Source organism: Pseudomonas sp. SJZ080 (genome assembly GCF_007828295.1).
GTDB lineage: Bacteria > Pseudomonadota > Gammaproteobacteria > Pseudomonadales > Pseudomonadaceae > Aquipseudomonas > Aquipseudomonas migulae_A.
Genome location: NZ_VIUK01000007.1, coordinates 221,944 through 239,874 on the forward strand (window position 1 = coordinate 221,944; position 17,931 = coordinate 239,874).

General features: G+C 58.3%; 17 protein-coding genes and 1 pseudogene. 8 read left to right on the plus strand and 10 right to left on the minus strand.

Translation table 11 applies throughout. The annotated features are described in order from the left end of the window. Positions 1 to 4 precede the first annotated feature (4 nt). Complete coding sequence (locus FBY04_RS12730) at positions 5 to 634, plus strand: response regulator transcription factor (protein WP_145315422.1); 630 nt, start codon at positions 5 to 7, stop codon at positions 632 to 634. Positions 635 to 750: 116 nt separating this feature from the next. On the opposite strand, the gene feaR is transcribed toward FBY04_RS12730, so the two are convergent. Continuing rightward, positions 751 to 1,671, minus strand: a complete 921-nt coding sequence (gene feaR, locus FBY04_RS12740) for a transcriptional regulator FeaR (RefSeq protein ID WP_145315424.1) — start codon at positions 1,669 to 1,671, stop codon at positions 751 to 753. Between the two features lie 113 nt (positions 1,672 to 1,784). After that, positions 1,785 to 2,049: pseudogene (locus FBY04_RS32720) on the minus strand (2Fe-2S iron-sulfur cluster binding domain-containing protein); the annotation flags it as partial. Between the two features lie 187 nt (positions 2,050 to 2,236). Here FBY04_RS32720 and FBY04_RS12750 point away from each other — a divergent pair. From FBY04_RS12750 to FBY04_RS12785, 7 genes are all read left to right on the plus strand, one after another. Continuing rightward, a complete protein-coding gene (locus tag FBY04_RS12750) occupies positions 2,237 to 3,718 on the plus strand; it encodes a PAS domain-containing sensor histidine kinase (protein WP_145315425.1) in 1,482 nt (493 codons plus the stop codon). Between the two features lie 259 nt (positions 3,719 to 3,977). Next, positions 3,978 to 5,126, plus strand: coding sequence for an amine dehydrogenase large subunit (locus FBY04_RS12755; protein ID WP_084322565.1), 1,149 nt, complete (start codon positions 3,978 to 3,980; stop codon positions 5,124 to 5,126). A 13-nt stretch (positions 5,127 to 5,139) separates the two neighbouring features. Next, positions 5,140 to 5,679, plus strand: coding sequence for a MauE/DoxX family redox-associated membrane protein (locus FBY04_RS12760; RefSeq protein ID WP_084322566.1), 540 nt, complete (start codon positions 5,140 to 5,142; stop codon positions 5,677 to 5,679). 3 nt (positions 5,680 to 5,682) lie between these two features. Further along, positions 5,683 to 6,315 (plus strand): methylamine dehydrogenase accessory protein MauD, encoded by a 633-nt coding sequence (gene mauD / locus FBY04_RS12765; protein ID WP_145315426.1) that lies wholly within the window; start codon positions 5,683 to 5,685, stop codon positions 6,313 to 6,315. Positions 6,316 to 6,334: 19 nt separating this feature from the next. Further along, positions 6,335 to 6,856, plus strand: coding sequence for a methylamine dehydrogenase light chain (locus FBY04_RS12770; protein ID WP_145315427.1), 522 nt, complete (start codon positions 6,335 to 6,337; stop codon positions 6,854 to 6,856). Positions 6,857 to 7,035: 179 nt separating this feature from the next. Beyond that, a complete protein-coding gene (locus FBY04_RS12780; protein WP_084322570.1) occupies positions 7,036 to 7,557 on the plus strand; it encodes a cytochrome C in 522 nt (173 codons plus the stop codon). 414 nt (positions 7,558 to 7,971) lie between these two features. After that, positions 7,972 to 9,396, plus strand: coding sequence for an undecaprenyl-phosphate glucose phosphotransferase (locus FBY04_RS12785; protein WP_084322571.1), 1,425 nt, complete (start codon positions 7,972 to 7,974; stop codon positions 9,394 to 9,396). 138 nt (positions 9,397 to 9,534) lie between these two features. Here FBY04_RS12785 and FBY04_RS12790 read toward each other — a convergent pair whose 3' ends face one another. The 8 genes from FBY04_RS12790 to FBY04_RS12825 form a co-directional block, all read right to left on the minus strand. Next, positions 9,535 to 10,671, minus strand: a complete 1,137-nt coding sequence (locus FBY04_RS12790; RefSeq protein WP_145315429.1) for a glycosyltransferase 61 family protein — start codon at positions 10,669 to 10,671, stop codon at positions 9,535 to 9,537. Between the two features lie 76 nt (positions 10,672 to 10,747). Next, complete coding sequence (locus FBY04_RS12795; RefSeq protein WP_178118279.1) at positions 10,748 to 11,890, minus strand: hypothetical protein; 1,143 nt, start codon at positions 11,888 to 11,890, stop codon at positions 10,748 to 10,750. Between the two features lie 375 nt (positions 11,891 to 12,265). Beyond that, positions 12,266 to 13,000, minus strand: a complete 735-nt coding sequence (locus FBY04_RS12800) for a WecB/TagA/CpsF family glycosyltransferase (RefSeq protein WP_145315430.1) — start codon at positions 12,998 to 13,000, stop codon at positions 12,266 to 12,268. Further along, positions 13,000 to 14,187 (minus strand): glycosyltransferase family 2 protein, encoded by a 1,188-nt coding sequence (locus tag FBY04_RS12805; protein ID WP_145315431.1) that lies wholly within the window; start codon positions 14,185 to 14,187, stop codon positions 13,000 to 13,002. The genes FBY04_RS12800 and FBY04_RS12805 overlap by 1 nt, the downstream gene beginning before the upstream one ends. Next, positions 14,184 to 15,386 (minus strand): glycosyltransferase, encoded by a 1,203-nt coding sequence (locus FBY04_RS12810; RefSeq protein ID WP_145315432.1) that lies wholly within the window; start codon positions 15,384 to 15,386, stop codon positions 14,184 to 14,186. Before FBY04_RS12810 ends, FBY04_RS12805 begins: the two co-directional genes overlap by 4 nt. Positions 15,387 to 15,398: 12 nt before the next feature. Beyond that, complete coding sequence (locus FBY04_RS12815; protein ID WP_145315433.1) at positions 15,399 to 16,388, minus strand: DUF535 family protein; 990 nt, start codon at positions 16,386 to 16,388, stop codon at positions 15,399 to 15,401. A 7-nt stretch (positions 16,389 to 16,395) separates the two neighbouring features. Further along, positions 16,396 to 17,373: a glycosyltransferase family 2 protein gene (locus tag FBY04_RS12820; RefSeq protein WP_145315434.1), complete on the minus strand. Its 978-nt coding sequence runs from the start codon at positions 17,371 to 17,373 to the stop codon at positions 16,396 to 16,398. A 5-nt stretch (positions 17,374 to 17,378) separates the two neighbouring features. Further along, on the minus strand, positions 17,379 to 17,930 hold the full coding sequence (locus FBY04_RS12825; protein ID WP_084322578.1) for a serine O-acetyltransferase: 552 nt from the start codon (positions 17,928 to 17,930) through the stop codon (positions 17,379 to 17,381). Between the last annotated feature and the right edge of the window lies 1 nt (position 17,931).

Consider the following 17,931-nt stretch of genomic DNA (forward strand, 5'->3'; position numbering starts at 1 on the left):
CCTGATGGAAACCCGCAAACCGATTGTTTATATCGTTGATGACGACAAGGATTTGCGCACTTCGCTGGCCTGGTTGCTGGAGTCGGTCAGTGTGCAGGCGCAATGCTTTGCCGGCGCTGAAGAGTTCCTGAGCCAGTACGACCCCAGGCAACCGGCGTGCCTGGTGCTGGACGTGCGCATGCCGGAGACCAGCGGCTTTCAACTGCAGGAAATCCTCAACCAGCGCGGCAGTACCCTGCCGACCATCTTCGTCTCCGCGCATGGCGACATTCCGATGTCAGTGACGGCGATGAAGAACGGTGCGCTGGATTTCGTCGAGAAGCCGTACAACCCGCAACAAATGATCGACCGCATTCAGGCGGCGCTGAAGACGGCCGTGCATGCCCAGGCCGATCAGGAGCAACGCCAGAACCTGCAAAGCAAACTGGCCTTGTTGACCAGTCGTGAGCGGGAAGTGTTGATGCTGGTGATCGATGGCAAGGCGAGCAAGGTCATCGCCCGGGAGCTGAACATCAGCGTGAAAACCGTTGATGTGCACCGGACCAGGATCAAGGAAAAGATGGGCGTGACCAGCATTGCGATGCTGGTGCGCGAGGTGTTGCACCTGCCGACGGAAGAGCCGGCGCGGCATTAAGGCTCATGCGCGCGCCCCCTGTGGGAGCCGGCTTGCTGGCGAAGGCATCCTTGCTGACGATGCAAGACTCAAAGGTGCCATCGCCAGCAAGCCGGCCCCTACAAGGTTGCGTCGGGTCAGTTCTGGCTATAGCGCTTGCGATACGCCCCCGGCGACACACCGAAGCGCGACTTGAACGCCGATGAGAAGTAGCTGGAATCGGAAAAGCCCCAGGCGTAACACAGCGCCGAAAGCTTCTGCTCGACGTGGGAGCGGCGCAGGTTTTCTGCGCAGAAATCCAGGCGCCGATGCTTGATGTATTGCGCCACCACCAGGCCGCGCTTGGAGAACATCCGGTACAACCCCCGCACAGAAACCCCCACCTCCCGGGCGATCAGCTCGGGGCATAGCTCTTCGGCGCTGATGTGTTCGTCGATGTAGGCGATGACCTTACGAAACTGCCGCTCGTGGGCATCGCCGCCGTTGTCGCGGGCGCTGATCGCCGGCGACAGCAGGCTGACGAGGGCATCGAGCACCGCTTCGCTCTCCTGCATGTCCAGGCCTTCCTGCTGCCGGGTGTCCATGACCAGCTTGTTGGCCATCGCCGCCAGTGGTGTGTGGGCCGCGATTCGGGTGGCGCAGTTGACCCCGTTGAAGTGCGAACCGCGCTCAACCACCTGACGCGGCAGAATCAGCGACAGCTGCCGGGAATCCTCGTTGTACGTCATGTCACTTGGGCGGCAGGCATCGATCAGGGCGATGTCGCCCGCCCCCAGTCGAGCGCGATTTTCACCCTGTTCCAGCTGTGAACTGCCGCGCATCTGGAACACCGCGTAATAGTGGCCGTCGCGGCTGACGCTGACGTCTTTGCTGGTGCGATACAGGTGCACGTGCGCCATGTCGACGACACTGAGGTTGATGGCGCCGCTGCGGTATTCCGCCAGCTCACCGTAAAAATCCGTATCCAGGGCCCTGGCATCGAAACGCCCACAGGCCTGGTTGACCTGGCTCAACCAGCTTTCGAACGCCTCATTGCGAACCGCCGAAGAAGTCATCATCACTGCAAAGCCTCACGCCTGTTTTATTGTTATTTTTCGACCGCTTCGTCGAGCGGTTCGGCAAATATTACGTACCTGGCTGTCTCCTCCCTTGACGGCAGCCGAAGCGCTATTCAACAGGCTCCCGCGCTGGCTTGCCAGCCTTCCTTGCGTTGGATGTCCAATACCGGACAAGCGGAAACAGCGCGAAAAACGCAGGCGCGCATCGCCTTGCCGGACGCCTTTTCCTTGTTCGACGAACCGTTGTCGCGATGCTCAGGCACGCCGTCCCCCGCACCTCGACGATGCGCAGGCCGCAGATGCCTTCGCGGCATTCGGTGTCGATGTCACCGCCGCGGGCCTGCAATACATCAACCACCCGGTATTAGCCGGAGCCTGCCCGGCGGAGTGGCGACCGCTGATGGGGTCAGTGTAAATACCGCAGCGGGTCGCCACCATTGGTGCGTGCAGCCACTTGGCTAAAGAAATCCCCTAGACCGCCCCCGGTTACTTCTGAGCGCATCCCCACGCGCAAGACGGTATAAAACGCCATACTTCCCTTTCACCGGTTCCTCTGGGCTGCGCGATGTACCTGCCAAAACCGCACGACTTTTTCACCCTCGTCGAAGCCATGCCGTTGTGCATCATTCTTCACGATGCTCAGAGCAAGGAGATTCTCTGGGCCAACACCGCCGCCCTGGACGCGCTCGGTTTCACCCTGGAAGAACTGACGCCGCTCAAAGCCCCCGACATGACCCGCGATGCCCCCAAGTACCGGCGTTCGGTGGGTTTGCGCTGGCTGGAAGGCGCTGCACGCACGGGCCAGCGCGCCATCGAATGGTGTTATCGCTCCAAGCAGGGGGTGGAAATTCTGTCCGAGGCGGTCGCGACCCTGGTGCATCTGGAAGGCCGCGATGTGTTGATGGTGCAGTTCCGCGACATCTCCAGGGAAGACAAGGTCAAGCGCGACCTCAAGCGTTTCGAGAGTCGGCTCAAGGCGTTCATGCAGGACCTGGCCGAGGGGGTTGCGGTGCTCGGTCCTGAGGGTGATATCCGCTTTATCAGCGACTCCGGCGCGCATTTGCTCAACAGCGAAGAACACGCGCTGATCGGCGAAAATTTCCTGTCATGGTGCGACGACGATTCACGCCAGCGTTTGTTGCAACAGCTGGCCAGCGAGACACTGGAGCATGCACCGTTCAGCGTGCACTACCACGTGCAGCGCCGCGACGGTGAGTGGCGTTGGCATGAGGCGACGTGTCGTTTTATCGAAATTGAAGACGATCTGGTGGGCCATCTGCTGCTGTTTCGCGACGTCACCGAGCAAGTGCGCGCCGAAGAAGCGCGGCGTGTCAGCGAGCAAAAACTCGAGTACCTGGCCCGCTACAACGCCATGGGCGAAATGGCCGTGGCGATTGCCCACGAGCTGAGTCAACCGCTGGCCGCCACCCGCAACTTCATCGAAGGTGCGGTGATTCGCCTGAACAAAGCGCAGGCCACTGATCAGGGGGTCGCCTGGGGTTTGCAAAATGCCGTGCGGCAAATCGAGCATGCGTCGCTGATCATCAAGAGCGTGCGCGATTACGTGGTCAAGCTGGAGCAAAGTGAAGAGCGGATCGACCTCAATGAGTTGCTGCGCGAAATCCGCTATTTCATCAGCCTGCGCGCCGACCCGAGTCAGGTCCGCGTCGACATTGTCGCCAGCCCGGCGCCGCTGCTGGTGAGCTGCGAAAAAGTGCTGATCGGTCAGGTCATCCTCAACCTGGCGTTCAACGCGATTGAAGAGATGAGCGACCTGCCGGTCGAACGGCGCGTGCTGCGGATTCAGGCCAGCGCCGAAAATCAGCTGGCGCTGGTGCGCATCGAGGACTGCGGTCGCGGCATTCAGGCTCAGGCGCAAGAGAAGCTCTTCGACGGTTTCTTTTCCTCCAAGGTCAGCGGCAACGGCATCGGGCTGGCGCTGTGCAAAAACATCATCGGCCGTCACCGTGGCGATATCTGGGCGCAAAACCTTGAGCCCTGCGGCGCTGTTTTCACCTTCTCCCTTCCCCTCGCAAAGCCTTCCTGACACAAACCGTTTTTCGTAGGAGCAAGCTTGCTGACGATGGCGTCTTCGACATCGCCAACACCAGCATGCCGGCTCCTACAGGGACGGTTTTCGCCTGAAATTGCGGTGTTTGCAGCCCGGTTTTAAAGACTGGCACAGACACACAAACGCTTGGCAGCCACAGCAATTCACCCCCTCGGCCAGCGAGGCAGAATCGAACTGCAAAAATCTGCCAATGCACCCGCGATTTGCGTGAACAATAATTCAGGGAGTTCCCCTAATGCGAGCCACCAGGATCACCGTACAGTCAGCGCTGAGTCTCAGCCTGCTGGTACTGGGTTTGAACAATGCCAGCGCGGATCTGCCCGCTGACACGATCGGCCAGACCGTTCTGGCATTTCCACCGGAAGTCCATCGCGCGTTCATCGTCGACGTCGAATTCGAAAGCTTCGTGGCGGGCCGCGTCACCGTGGTCGACCCCGACAAAAAACGCATCCTCGGCATGGTACCCACCGGTTTTGCGGCGCCTTCGACACTCAGTCACGATCAGAAAACCCTCTACAGCGCCGACATCTTTTACTCACGCGGCACCCGTGGCACGCGCACGGATGTGTTGACCGCTTGGGACAGTTCGACCCTGTCGCCGGCCTGGGAGCTGTTGATTCCGACCAAGCGCGCCGAATCGTTGACCCAGCGCTACGGTTTGAAGACCAGCGGCGATGACCGCTTCGTCTACGTCTACAACTTCACGCCGTCGACTTCAGTGACCGTGGTCGACACCCAGGCCAAGTCCGTCGCCGCCGAACTGGCGATTCCCGGTTGCGTTCTCAACTACCCGATCGGCAATCGCCGCTTCGCCTCGTTGTGCGGCGATGGCAGCCTGCAGGTGATCACGCTCAACGATCAGGGCCAGGAAACCGCGCGCAGCCGCACGCCGTTCTTCGACCCCAATGCTGAAAAGCTCAATGAGCGCGCGGTGAACATCGGCGACACCTACTACTTCACCACCACGACGGGCACCGTGCGCCCGGTGGACTTCTCTGCCGATGCACCGAAAATCCTGCCGTCGTGGTCGCTGACCAGCGACGAGGAAAAGAAAGCCGGCTGGGCACCCGGTGGCTGGCAACTGATGGCCGTGGCGCCGAAGCTGAACCGCTTGTACGTGCTGATGCACGACGCGCACGAACCGATGAAGTGGGAAGACCCGAGCCCTTTGATCTGGGCATTCGATCTGAAAACCCACAAGAAAGTAGCGACCCTGGAAGCACCGGTGCCGGTGTGGAGCATGCAGGCCACCGGTGACGATAAGCCGTTGTTGCTGGGTACCGACATCGAGGGCGGGTTGCAGATTTTCGATCTGAAGACCAACAAGCTCACTGGCAGCATGCCGAAAGTCGCCAAAACCGCGACTCAGGTCATGAGCTACTAAACGAGGTTCGGCCATGCACATCGATCCGATCTTCATCATTGCCAGCGCGCTCGCCATTGCAGTGTTGCTGGCCAGTGCCGCGACGCACAAGTTGCGCGCTCCGGCACGTTTTGCCAGGCAACTGGCCGACTACCAACTCCTGCCCGACGCGCTCGTGCGCCCTGGCGCCCGAGTCATTCCGGCGATTGAACTGGCGATCGCCTTTGCACTGCTGGTGCCGGCCTGCCGTTCGTGGGCGGCGCTCAGTGCCGCCAGCCTGATCGCGCTGTACGCCGCCGCCATCGCCATCAACCTGTGGCGCGGGCGCCGCGACATCGACTGCGGTTGTGCCGGCCCGGACCAGGCGCAGCCATTGCGTCCGGTGCTGCTGCTGCGCAACAGCGCGCTGGTGGGTCTGGCGCTGCTGGCCAGCGTGTTGCCCGTCGCCCGCGACCTTGGTTTTTTCGACGGCTTCGTCACCGTTGCCGCCAGCGCTGTCGCGCTGCTGATTTACGCCGCAGCCGATGGCTTGCTGGCCAACTCCCCTCTTCTGTTCAAACTGATTGGTAGGTGATCAATGGAAGGCTTAATCGTTTCCAACGTTCTGCTCTGGGTACTGCTGGTGGCCGTGGCGTTTGTCGTCATGGGCCTGGTCCGGCAGATTGGTGTGCTGCACGGGCGCCTGGCGCCGGCCGGTGCGCTGATGGTCGACAAAGGCGTGGCGGTCAACGAAGCCGCGCCGCAAGTCACCGCTTCCGACCGTCACGGCCGCCCGGTCAACTTCGGCTATGCCGGTGAAAAATCCCAACTGCTGTTTTTCCTTTCGCCGACCTGTCCGATCTGCAAATCCCTGCTGCCGGCGATCAAGTCTATTGCCAGGGAACAGGCGAATCGCCTCGACGTGGTTTTCATCAGCGACGGCGACATGGACGCCCAGCAAGCGCTGATCCGCGAACACAAACTGGAGGACGCCACGTATGTCGTCGGGCCGGAAGTCGGCATGACCTATCAGATCGGCAAGCTGCCGTACGCCGCCCTGATCGATAAAACCGGCACCTTGCGCGCCAAAGGCCTGGTCAATTCCCGCGAGCACCTGGACAGCCTGTTCGAAGTCGAGCACCTGAAAAGCGCCACGCTGCAGGAATACCTGAACAGCCAGCCGCCCGCACACGACCACAGCCACGGCCATAGCCATAGCCATAGCCATTGATTAAGGCAGGGAGACTCTTATGAAACTGCTGGATCTGTTGTTCGAACGCTCGACCCGTCGAGTGGCCGACACCACCTCGCGTCGCAAACTGCTGGCGCGCATGGGTTCCCTGATGGTCGCGGGCGCCGCGCTCCCCCTGCTGTTGCCGCTGGACCGTACCAGCAAAGCCTTGGCCGCAGACAACCCGAAGGCCGGTGACCCGGGAGATCCGAACAGCTGCGATTACTGGCGCTACTGTTCGATCGACGGCTTTCTGTGCAGCTGTTGTGGGGGGTCGGTGACGTCCTGCCCGCCGGGCACCGAAGCGTCGCAAGTCACCTGGATCGGCACCTGCCGCAACCCGGCCGACGGCAAGGACTACATCATTTCGTACAACGATTGCTGCGGTAAACAGAGCTGCGCCCAGTGCGCCTGCACCCGTAACGACAGTGAAGAACCGGCCTATCGCCCGTTCAACAACAACGATGTGAACTGGTGCCTGGCCGCCAAATCGCACATCTATCACTGCACCGTTTCGGTTATTCGTGGCGTCGTGGTTTAACGCGCAGTGGCCGTCGATTGTTCGCGCAATCGGCGGTTTTTTTGGCGAACGCTGTTGCAGCGAGCCTGCTCGCGATGAATTCGAATTCAACGCATTTTTCCAGGCACCACGCGTCATCGTTCACGTCCATCGCGAGCAGGCTCGCTTCCACAGGTACAGCTATCTCAGAGGTGTTTGTCATGAGTAGGTTGCTCATCCTCGGTCTTGTCTGCGCCATGACCGCCCCGCTCGTTCATGCCAGAGCCATCCCCGACCCGGCGCAGCGTCATGCGCCAGGTAACGAAGAGTTGCAGAAACCGATAGCCCAGGCCGGCTACAGCGTTGGCGTGAACTACCAATTGCAATGCGCCGGTTGCCACCTGGGCAATGGCATGGGTTCCCCCGCCAATGACACACCGCGGATGGCGGGATTTGTCGGCAACTTTCTGAAGGTGCCGGGCGGGCGCGAGTTTCTTGTGCGTGTTCCCGGCATGTCGCAGTCCGCGCTGGACAACGCGCAGTTGGCCGACCTGCTGAACTGGCTGATGCGTGCAGACGGCATGGCGGGCAAAAGCACGCCTGCGGACTATCAACCTTACAGTGCGGAAGAAGTGGCGGCCCTGCGGGCAACAACCATGCTGAACCTCCCCGGCACCCGTTCAGAACTGATCAAGCAGATGCGCGCGCAAGGCATCGCCATCGAAGACGGGATGAATAACTGACAACGGTCTGACCAGATCGACACTGTGAAAACGGGGACCCCGGTTCCCGCCCTGCCGCTTGACCCCTGCCCTGCGCGACGTCTGTCTCGCATGGGTTACCTTCCCCAAGACTCCTGATCAAACATGCTCGCACCAGCGCGCTGCGAATGAGTCCCCCCGTGTTTGATCGGCCTCTCCTGCCAGCTTCTTTTTTTGGCTTGAATGTTGTATGAAACCGTAGCGATTCAGTGAATATTTGCACAGTGCTGCTAAAGTGATAGCACCCGTCATCGTCTCACCAGTTTTACACATTGGAGGGTGGATACCTGTCACAAGTATGAGTAACTTGTCAGTGGCGCTTGGGCTCTCAAGCTAGGGCTGTTTGACCTGAATCCTGTCATATCGAGCGCAAGGGAAAGCAAATGAGGTCTGAAAATGATTTTTGAGCCCAACAGCACGCGTTCCGTTCTCCAGCGAAGAAGCAGCACCAGTATTGTCATTCAGGCCGGTCTCGATTGCGTTGCGGTAACCGGTGTCGCGTGGTTTTTGATCAATTATCATATCGGCTTCATTTCCCAGGATTACGTCATCCTGCTCCTGCTCCTGCTTGGGGCATTGGCCGTCGTGTACGACCATTACGCTATTTATCGCAGCAATGTCGGTTTTACCGTCAAAGCTTTCAAGCTTCTGAAGGCGTGGACCGCGACCTTCGGCTTTCTCGTGGCCATGGCTTTCCTGACCAAAACAAGCGAACGGTATTCGCGGCTGTTGGTTGGGGAGTTATTTGTTCTTGGCTACTTTGCCCAGTTGTTTTTGCACCTCGCCACACGGGAAATGCAGAAGAAGTTTCTGACTCACCCGACGCAACTGGAAAATTCGCTGATCATTGGCTCGGGCGAGCTGGCCAGCTACCTCCACAAGAAAATCAGCAACAACCCCTGGCTCGGCGAACGCATCGTCGGCTGTGTATTGATTGGCGCGGACGATGACCGGGGAAAGGAAGGCCTGGAAGGTGCACCACGCCTGGCGATACTGGGCAATGTTTCTGATCTGGATGAATTGGTCGTCAAACACGCCATTCGTACGGTCTATTTTGTGACCCCTGTCGGTGGCTCCGAAGTTATCCAGAAGGTCTATTTAAGTCTGTTCGACAAACACGTCAGGGTTAACTGGGTGCCTGACATTTTCGCCTTGAAGCTGATCAACCACAGCGTTCGCGAGATTGCCGGCATTCCCGTGCTGACCTTGTCCGAAACGCCGCTGATGGGAATGCGACTGTTCCTGAAGAATCTCGAAGACAAGGTCGGGGCTTTTCTCATCCTGCTGTTTGCCGCGCCAGTGCTGGTGCTTGTCGCCCTTGCGATCAAGATCGATAGCCCCGGCCCTGTGTTCTTTCGCCAACAACGCATGGGGTGGAGTGGCGAAGTTTTCCGGATCTGGAAGTTCAGAAGCATGGTGGTCCATCAATCGCCAGACGGCACCGTCAAGCAGGCCCAAAAGAATGATCCACGGGTGACCAGGGTGGGCGCCTTTATTCGCAAAACCAGCCTGGATGAGCTGCCGCAGTTGTTCAACGTGTTGATGGGAGAAATGTCGCTGGTAGGCCCTCGTCCGCACGCGATTCAACACGACGTGCAGTACTCACCCGATGTCTCGGGCTACTTTGCACGTCACAACATTAAACCGGGCATCACCGGCCTGGCTCAGGTACGTGGCCTTCGCGGTGAAACGAAAGATATAGAGCAAATGATTCGGCGGGTTGACTCAGACATCGAGTACATCAACAACTGGTCGCTCTGGCTCGACTTCATCATTCTTTTACGAACGGTATCTGCCTTCTCCGGCAAACAAGCCTACTAGTGCGTCGTGAATGTCTGTCAGGTAATGAAACTGTAGGAGCAAGCTTGCTCGCGATGGACGACCGACCACCGCGTTTACCCGGGTTACACGCGATATCGTTAACGGCCTCACGAGCAATCGAACGTCGACCGACTGCGCCTACACCTCGCCGTACGATGACGGAAAGAGATCCAGCGTGCGCTCGACTTCATCGGGGTCGATGGTGAAACCACTTCCCGACGGCGTACCGACCACAAAACCAAAGTTCTGCCGATCACGATCGGTCAGGTACTTGAAGAAACAGACAAAACGATCAGGCGGCTGCAAAACGAGCAGCGAACCACCCGGGGGAAGTACGTTAACCCCATGGATAAGATGACTCCCCTCGATCCCTATCACGGTTCTCGCCCCGGCACAGGCCGCGACGATGGTCGGAACATCGGATGTCGCCGGGTCGAGAATGCGAAACCCCCTACGGTCACGCAAACGTTCTGCAAGCGCCCTCTCATTGTGCAGCAATCGCAGCTCACCCTTGCCACCGCGCAGGATGAATACGCCCGGATGAGCGCTGACGTTAACGTGCGACAGCAGTTTTTCACCCATCGCCCGGAAACGCAGGTGCTTGTGCCGATTCTGGCTCAGATCGTCAAAGATCACGAGTTCACGGAAAAATGCATCGCGTAGACGAACTGGCCTCATGTCCAGCCAGTTCTCGTAACCGGGGGCATGAAGTATGCCGTTCCTGGCGATGGAAGCATTCGCGGCAAAGGGTGCCGTGGTCACCGGCACACCTTCGTCGCTGGCCAATCGATAGGTCAGGCAATCATCCATCAGCCAGGTGCCAAACCATTTGTTGCCCCCCGCCGTGCAATACAACGCGCCGCGATCGATTTCGTTTTCTACGTGAATCCCCGGTAACCGGCCAGAACCAGGGGTCAACCACGACTTGGCATTGCCTTTGTAGAGCGTGCCATCGATCAACCAGGCATCCTTCAGCAAGTAACCTCGGGTGGGACTGTGTTCCACACGACCGATACCTTCCATTGTGCGTCGAGGATGCTCGTGAGGATAAAACAGCGCCTCGGCCCACCCCGTCACACGCTCGAGCTGGTTGGGCAGGTGGAAAGCGGGCGGAGCCATCGCAATTTCGCCCGGGGCAATTTCCCAGGTTTTCACGGCCTGGCTCTGCAGGGGCCGCGACGGCGTCCGTATGACCCGAGTGTTGAAAAGGTGCTTATACGCAGCAAGGCTCCACTTCGATTGGCCGCCACTCGTCAATGAATTAAATTGAGACATAGGCACCCCATCCAGATATGGATAAACGGCAACAAACGTTATTGGTTGAAACTGATTTTTAAATGCAATGACGTGATCAGGTGGAAACGATACTTTCCAGAACAGGGGGCGACTTCAAATGAGCGTAACGACTGCGCAAAGTGTCGAGAAGTTGCTCTCCCGGCACCCTGGCACAATGGAGGTATATTTTGAAAAGCCCACCAAAACCCATTTCGCGATATCGACTGGCAACTTCCTCATCACTCGGACCGTCCGGCAACCCGAGATGCAGTGTCAGGTTTTTGCCTTCTACAGCAAATAGTGGCGCTTCCCAGAGAAACTGCGCCGCGCCCACCCTGGGCAGTTGAACAAACAAATAACCGTGGTTACCCAGCGTATCGACATCGCCACCGCGTCTTCTTTTCCATTCGAGAAGTCCGTCGTCCGGGCGTGCCAGGCAAGTTCCAATGTCGTAATAGTCAAAGCCGTTTTCAATCGCCCACTCCAGCGCCATGAACGTGGTGATGGCGTTAACTTCGCGCAACTTCTTTGTATCCGAAAACACTGTATCCGGGTAACCGAAGCGCACAGTACTCCAATAGCGCTTACCTGCCCGGGTGACTACGCAGCCAAGATGGCATGCAACAATCTCGTCTTCCAGCAGCACCAGATCGAGTCGCCCGGCAACTTTTGCCACCCGGTGAACTTCGCGCGCTTCAATTTGCGAGGCGGCCGAACCATGCCGGGCCGCGGCATAAGGTTGAAGCATTTCCCGGTCTGCCGTTTCAATCTCGTCATCGTTCAACGCTTGCTTCATGCGGTAGCGCAGACGGTTCTTGCGCAGACTGCGGCGCAACTCGGTGTTGTATCTCGCGGTGATCTCGTCGATTGACCTGCTCAGCGGCACGACAGCACTCAGGTACTGAGGCACATACAATGCCCCCGGGGTCGGCAATTCGCTGACCACCACTGTCCGGTCTGACTTGCCCACCTTCAAATGGCTCTCAACCGCTTGAGATTGAACGCCCAGTAAAACCTTCACAAATTCCCGTTGTGTTTTCCTGCCCACATAGAGAATGTCGTAGAGGCTGTCTTCCCGCAGTTTGAACCTGACAATTTCCCAGCGCCAAAAACAGGCGCGCCCCAGGATATCCCGCAGCCAGGCGACAGCTTTCCTTAGCTCAAATCGCATCGAAGGAGTTAATAACTGACGCATCAATTCTGCTATGTATTCTTTCATTTGGTTATTAACACAATTCAAGGAAGGGCCATTTGAGTTTCAAATCAATACACCAAAGACTCGAAATAAAAGCACGACAGCTGAGTGCACTGTTCACTGCGTGCGGATATTACAACCTCGATACAATCCGCCGCCCACGTTGAGCCTGTCACCTTCCTTCTTGCGAAAAAAACGCAACTCCCTCCCTGGAACTCAAGATGGCCTGACAGCATTTTGTTGACGCCAATCTTAATGAAGCAAATAGCCCACAGCACACCCGTCAAGTCGAAACTTCAACCTGAGTAAAGGTGCAACACCGAAGTTTTGCAAGATATTTCAGACGCTGTTTTTATGGCGCCGGAAAAGCTTTAGCGGGGTATCAAAAGAGCGGCTGCGTCACGCTTGCCTGAAGATCAAAGTACGTAATAGAAACAGCGGATTACCCATCACATAACGACGAAAAAGTCGTTTTGGCTCAGTGATGAGTCTGAACACCCATTCACAGCCGAGACGACGCACCCATTGCGGAGCGCGAGACACCTTGCCGCCGAGAAAGTCCAGGATCGCCCCACCGCACACGACAAGACAGGGCACGCCGCTGTCGGCCAGCCTGGCAGCAACGGCTTCTTGCTTGGGCATGCCCATCCCCAGCACCACCAGTTCCGGCTGAAACTCCCGGGCGAGGTTGATGTAGGTATCCACTGGCGCGAAGCCATGGTGAGCCGAGACAACGTTGACCGCAAACTGCGCTTCGCTGTGCCGCACTGCCTGGGTGAGAAAAGGCTCTTCAGTGCCCCAGAAAGCCACGCGCCGGCCCTTGTACGCAGCCAGCAATTTGGGGATGAAATCGGTGCCGTTCATATTCAGCCCCGGTTCCAGACCGAGACGACGAAACAGGATGGCCAGCCCGGAGCCATCGCGCAGCAACACGTCCGCTGACAGCAGCGCGTGATGGTAATCGGAATTGGCTGCCACCAGGTTCATGGCATGGGCATTGGCGAATCCGAGCACTGTCGTCGCGTCAGGTCTGGACAACGCCTCAATCAATCGTTGTTCATCATCAATGTCGCTGATCACCCTGAGCTTGCGGGTAATCGATTGCCAGCGCTGTTGCCAGGACAATGCGTGCATTAATTGTCATCTCTCTTCGAACGCACCCATTCGACTTGTCGCTTGAGCACAAAGCCGATGTACAGGGGGATTTTTTTCAATGCGTAGAACGGCGCATACAACAAGGTTGAAAAAGGGATGATCCCACGACCGAACCGGCTCCAGGCCAGCAGGACAGCCCCGCCCAACAGGACCATCCCGACCGAGGAGATCAACGCGGGCGCCAAGGCTGCGCCCAGCAAAAATGCCAGCCATGACAGGGTAAAAACTACGCTCAGAAGCAACGTCAGCAAGGCCAGCGGTGGCACCAGCAAATCCAGCGTCATCGCCAACAGACCTCCGTTACCCCGGCTGATCGCCTCCACCATCAACTTTGGCGCATCACCCAGAATGACTCCCAGATGGCCGTGTTCCCAACGCTTGCGCTGAGTACTCAAGCCTTCATCACTGCGCGGAAAATAACTGCTCACCAGCGCATCGGGGCAAAACAAGGGCGGCTTGCCGCTTCGGCAGAAATCCAGGCCCATCTTCAGATCTTCAACGATATGGCCGCTGGCGAGATCGATCAAAGCCAGGTCCTTCCAGACGAAAGCCATCCCCGAGCCCATTAGTGAACAAGGCAGGCCAAGCCGGGCCCAACCCTGCGATCGCACCCGGTTTTTCACACACCAGGCAAATTCGGCAAGCTGCACTTTCAGCCCGGAACCCGCTGGAGCATGCATTAAATACAGTGCCTGTGCTGGCCGCCCCGAGTGGATGCAGCACATCGCCAAACGCTCTATCGAGCCGTCACTCGCCAGGCAATCGGCATCGACGATGATCATGATCTCCGGCGCATCGCTCGCCAGATGACGCACCCCAAAGTCCAGCGCATACCCCTTGCCACGCTGCTGCTCATGGCTGCGTTCCACCACCTCGGCACCCGCCGCACGGGCCAGCGCTGCGGTGTCGTCAGAACAGTTGTCCGCCACCACCAACAGGCGATCACCTTCTACCAACTGCGGCAGAATGCTGTTGAGCGTCGCAACGATGAGCGAGGATTCATTGTGCGCCGGCACCAGCACCGCTAACCGGGGGCGCGGCCCTGGTGTCGACGAACGAGACCGCGCAGGCAGACACGCCAGCAGCACCTGGGCAAACAACACCAGCACCGGCAGGATGATGAGCACCAGCAGCGCGCTGAACAGCCAACCCAATAACGTGATCATGCTTGTGCCTTGAATAAGTCAGCCAGCCGGGCTGCTTCGGTATCGATGTCGTGTCGTTCCACCACCCGCTGCCGGGCCGCTTCGCCCATCCGCTGCAACACCTCGACAGGTTGCGCGAGGCAGTCCGCCATCGCCGCTGCCAGCTCCTCCACTTCGCCCGTGGGAAACAGCCAGCCATTCTCGCCCTGGCGCACCAGCTCGGGAATGCCCGCCACGTAGGTCGTCAACACCGGTCGGCGCAACGCCATGGCTTCCATGATGACCACCGGCAAACCTTCGGCAAAACTGGGCAATACCAGGGCTCGTGCGGCAAGAATTTCCGTGCGCACCTGGTCGCTGCTGATCCAGCCGGTAATGCGAACCTTCGACTGCAAGCCATACTGTGTAGTCAAGGCTTCGATTTGCTCACGCATTTCCCCGTCGCCGGCCAGTACGATCTCGAACTCCACGTCTTGCGCGGCGAGGATGCGCGCGGCTTCCAGTAACAGCAACTGGCCCTTTTGCTCACACAAGCGACCGACGCAAACCAGACGCGGCACGGAAGGCACGGCCACGGGCGTCACGTCGTGAAAGCTGCGCTCCAGGCCGCAATGCACCACGTTTACTTTTGCCCAGTGCGAATGATCCACCCAGCGAAACAACTGGCTGCGGCCATAAGAACTGATGGCCACGACAAACGCCGCTCGCCGTACTTTCTCGCCCAGATGAATGAACTGCGGTTTGTCGAACTCTTCGGGGCCGTGCACGGTAAAACTGTACGCTGGCCCGCCGAGTGCGTTGGCCAGCATCACCACCTCGGTGGAGTTAGTGCCGAAATGCGCATGCACATGCCTGGCGCCGAACGCCTGCAACCAGGTCAGCAAGCGACAGGCTTCGAGTAAATAAACCACGTGATACGGCCAGGCGCGATCAGCACGCAAACCCATGCGTAGCGCCAGCCACAGTGTCGAAAAGAAGCGTCGTGGCTGGGCGCGCAGTACCTGTAGCGCGGGCCCCAACAGCCCTTTTATTCCATCCTGCAGGACAAACCGGGTTTTATCGCGTTCGGACACGTCCTCGGCATCCACCAACTCGGCATCCCAGCCACGCAGCGCGATACGCTGGACCTCAAAACCCTGACGTTCCACCGCCAGAATCTCGCGACGAATGAAGCTATGGCTGACTTTGGGGTACTGATTGATGAAATAAGCAATGCGCATAGGAACCCAGGCTTAGTGGTCGTTGCGGAGGGTTATTGCTGCCGGTGATTCCACAGTCGCACGGTGATCAGAGGCGTCACGCTGTTTGCTGTAACTGGCTGACAACACGCTGTCTATCCTTCTGAACGTGTCATCCAGAAGCTCGTAGCGCCGGCGGTACATGGCACGTTTTTTTGAAGCGATACTGTCGAGCGGCTTTCTGGACGGCTCCATCGGAATCTCAAAAAAATCTTCGCGCTCCGAAGGCGTCGCGCCGTGCTCCAACCAGATCACGTCGTAATTTGCCGCCAGCTCCTGAGCCTTTTCAGTACCGAAATACGGATGACGATGGTGGCGATAGCCATCCCCCACTGCATAGATTTTTTCAACGCCGAGGTTAATGGCCAGGTATTTGATCACTTCGATCAGAAAGCTTCTTGGCCGCAACCCTTCAAAGTCTTTTGTCAGGTCCCTGTAGATGCTCAACGACAGATCACTCTCCACGCCTTTGTGTATCCCTTGAACGGCGCCGATGAAAATACATAACTCAGTGTCCGTGCGGCACAAGGTGAACGCGATGGATGCGATGCGCAGATCCCCCTGAAACAGATTCAGTACCAGCTCCCCTTCCCGCATGAACCACGTCGGGCGATCCAGCACAAGGAAACAACCCGCGGAGAATGCCGACAAGTCACTCAACACCAGACTTTCACTTCGCCCGAACAGCAATAATTGCGGGCAGCTTTTGGTGATGACCTCGTAATGCGAAGCCAACACACCCAGTCTGTCCTGAGCGTTCCAGTTTTTACTGATGTAGGGCCAATGAACGACACCGACACAATCGCCCCCCAACTTCTCGACACCGGACTTGCCCAGGGCGTTCGACATGCGCCCCAGAAACACATTGAGCCCCGACCAGTTCTGTCCAATCAAAACCAATAACTCAAGCTTGTTTTTCAGGGCTCTTAACGAATAGCCCGCGTGCAGGGAAAACACGCTTTTCAATAGCAGCCAATTATTCATGGACGTCTCACTTATATTCGATCAACGCGGTTTTGCCGGTGCCGAATCTGTTCAGAAGAAACTTGGCTTGTCCGAGCATTTCGGGAAATTTTCCCAGTACGAGGAATAAAGCCAGCAACCAGTTTTCGCGCTTTGATCTACTGCCCCGGCGAGCCAGGCGCACGACTTGCAAAGGGTAGACCAGCAGCAGAAGCAGCCCTGACCAGCCCAGCATCAACATGGCGATCACCGTCGCCAGCGGCACACCCAAGCCCCAGAACCAGGCACGACGCGACTCCCGTAGCCAATGTTTCTCCGGTGCAGCCCCATGCAAAAAAGCACCTTCGGCGAAGGCATGGCCACCGCGTAATGTACGCCGCCACCACTGACCGAAGCGGGTCATGGCCGCATCGTGCAGGGTCATTTCCTCAGCCAGACGCCAGACCTTCCATCCATTCGCCCGCAGGCGCACACACAATTCGGGTTCTTCCCCGGCGATCAGGTCCGCTCGAAACCCCGACGCTGCGGTGAAGGCATCCGCCCGCATCAACGCATCGCCGCCACAGGCCTTGGCCTCGCCTATCGGCGTGTCCCATTCCAGGTCACACAACAAGTTGTAAATCGAGCGCTGCGGAAACCGTTCGCGGCGCCGTCCACAGACCACCGCCACGTCTGCTCGGGAATCGAGAAAGGCCTGTGCCCGGGACAACCAGCCCTCGACAACCTCGCAATCACCGTCGACAAACTGTACGTAACGCATCGCCGGCAGCAGACGTTGCAGGCGGGCAAACCCTTCATTGCGCGCGCGGGCCGCCGTAAACGGGATCGACATATCCAGCTCGACCACCTCGACCCCGAGCGCCTTGGCCATCTGCACCGAATCGTCCGTCGATCCAGAATCGACATAGACCACCTGCTCCGCCGCGCCGACCAGCGAAGCCAGGCAACGCTCAAGCCGCAGGCCTTCGTTGCGACCGATAACAACGACACCCATGCCGATCGCCATGGGGTTCACTTGGCGTCGCAGTCGGATGTGTCCATGGAGCTTGCTGTTGCTTCTGCCGGCTGCCTTCTCTTGATAATCGCGGGTACGCCCACTGCCACCGAGTCATCCGGTACATCGGTCAGCACCACGGCATTGGCACCAATCACGACATTGTTACCAATGCGGATATTGCCCAGCACCTTGGCCCCGGTGCCGATATCAACGTTATTGCCGATCACCGGGGCGATCGGTTCATTCACATTCTTCAGGCCCACGACCACGCCATTGCGGATCCGGCAATCATCGCCGAACTGTGCATACCCGCTGATGATGATGCCGCCGAAGTGATCGATGACAAAGTTGCGTCCGACCACGACTTCACAGGGCAGCTCGATACCCGTAAGGATCTGCACCAGTTTGTAGAGCACTTTGTAAATAAGGGAGAGCAGCTTGCGCAACAATGCCGGCCGCACGCCGTAGCGCCAGCGGCCGAAGCGATAAACCAGCATCACCCAGAAACCCTGAGCCCCCCAATCACCCGCGTATGCACGCAAGTCCGCACGTATGTTTTCGAACATG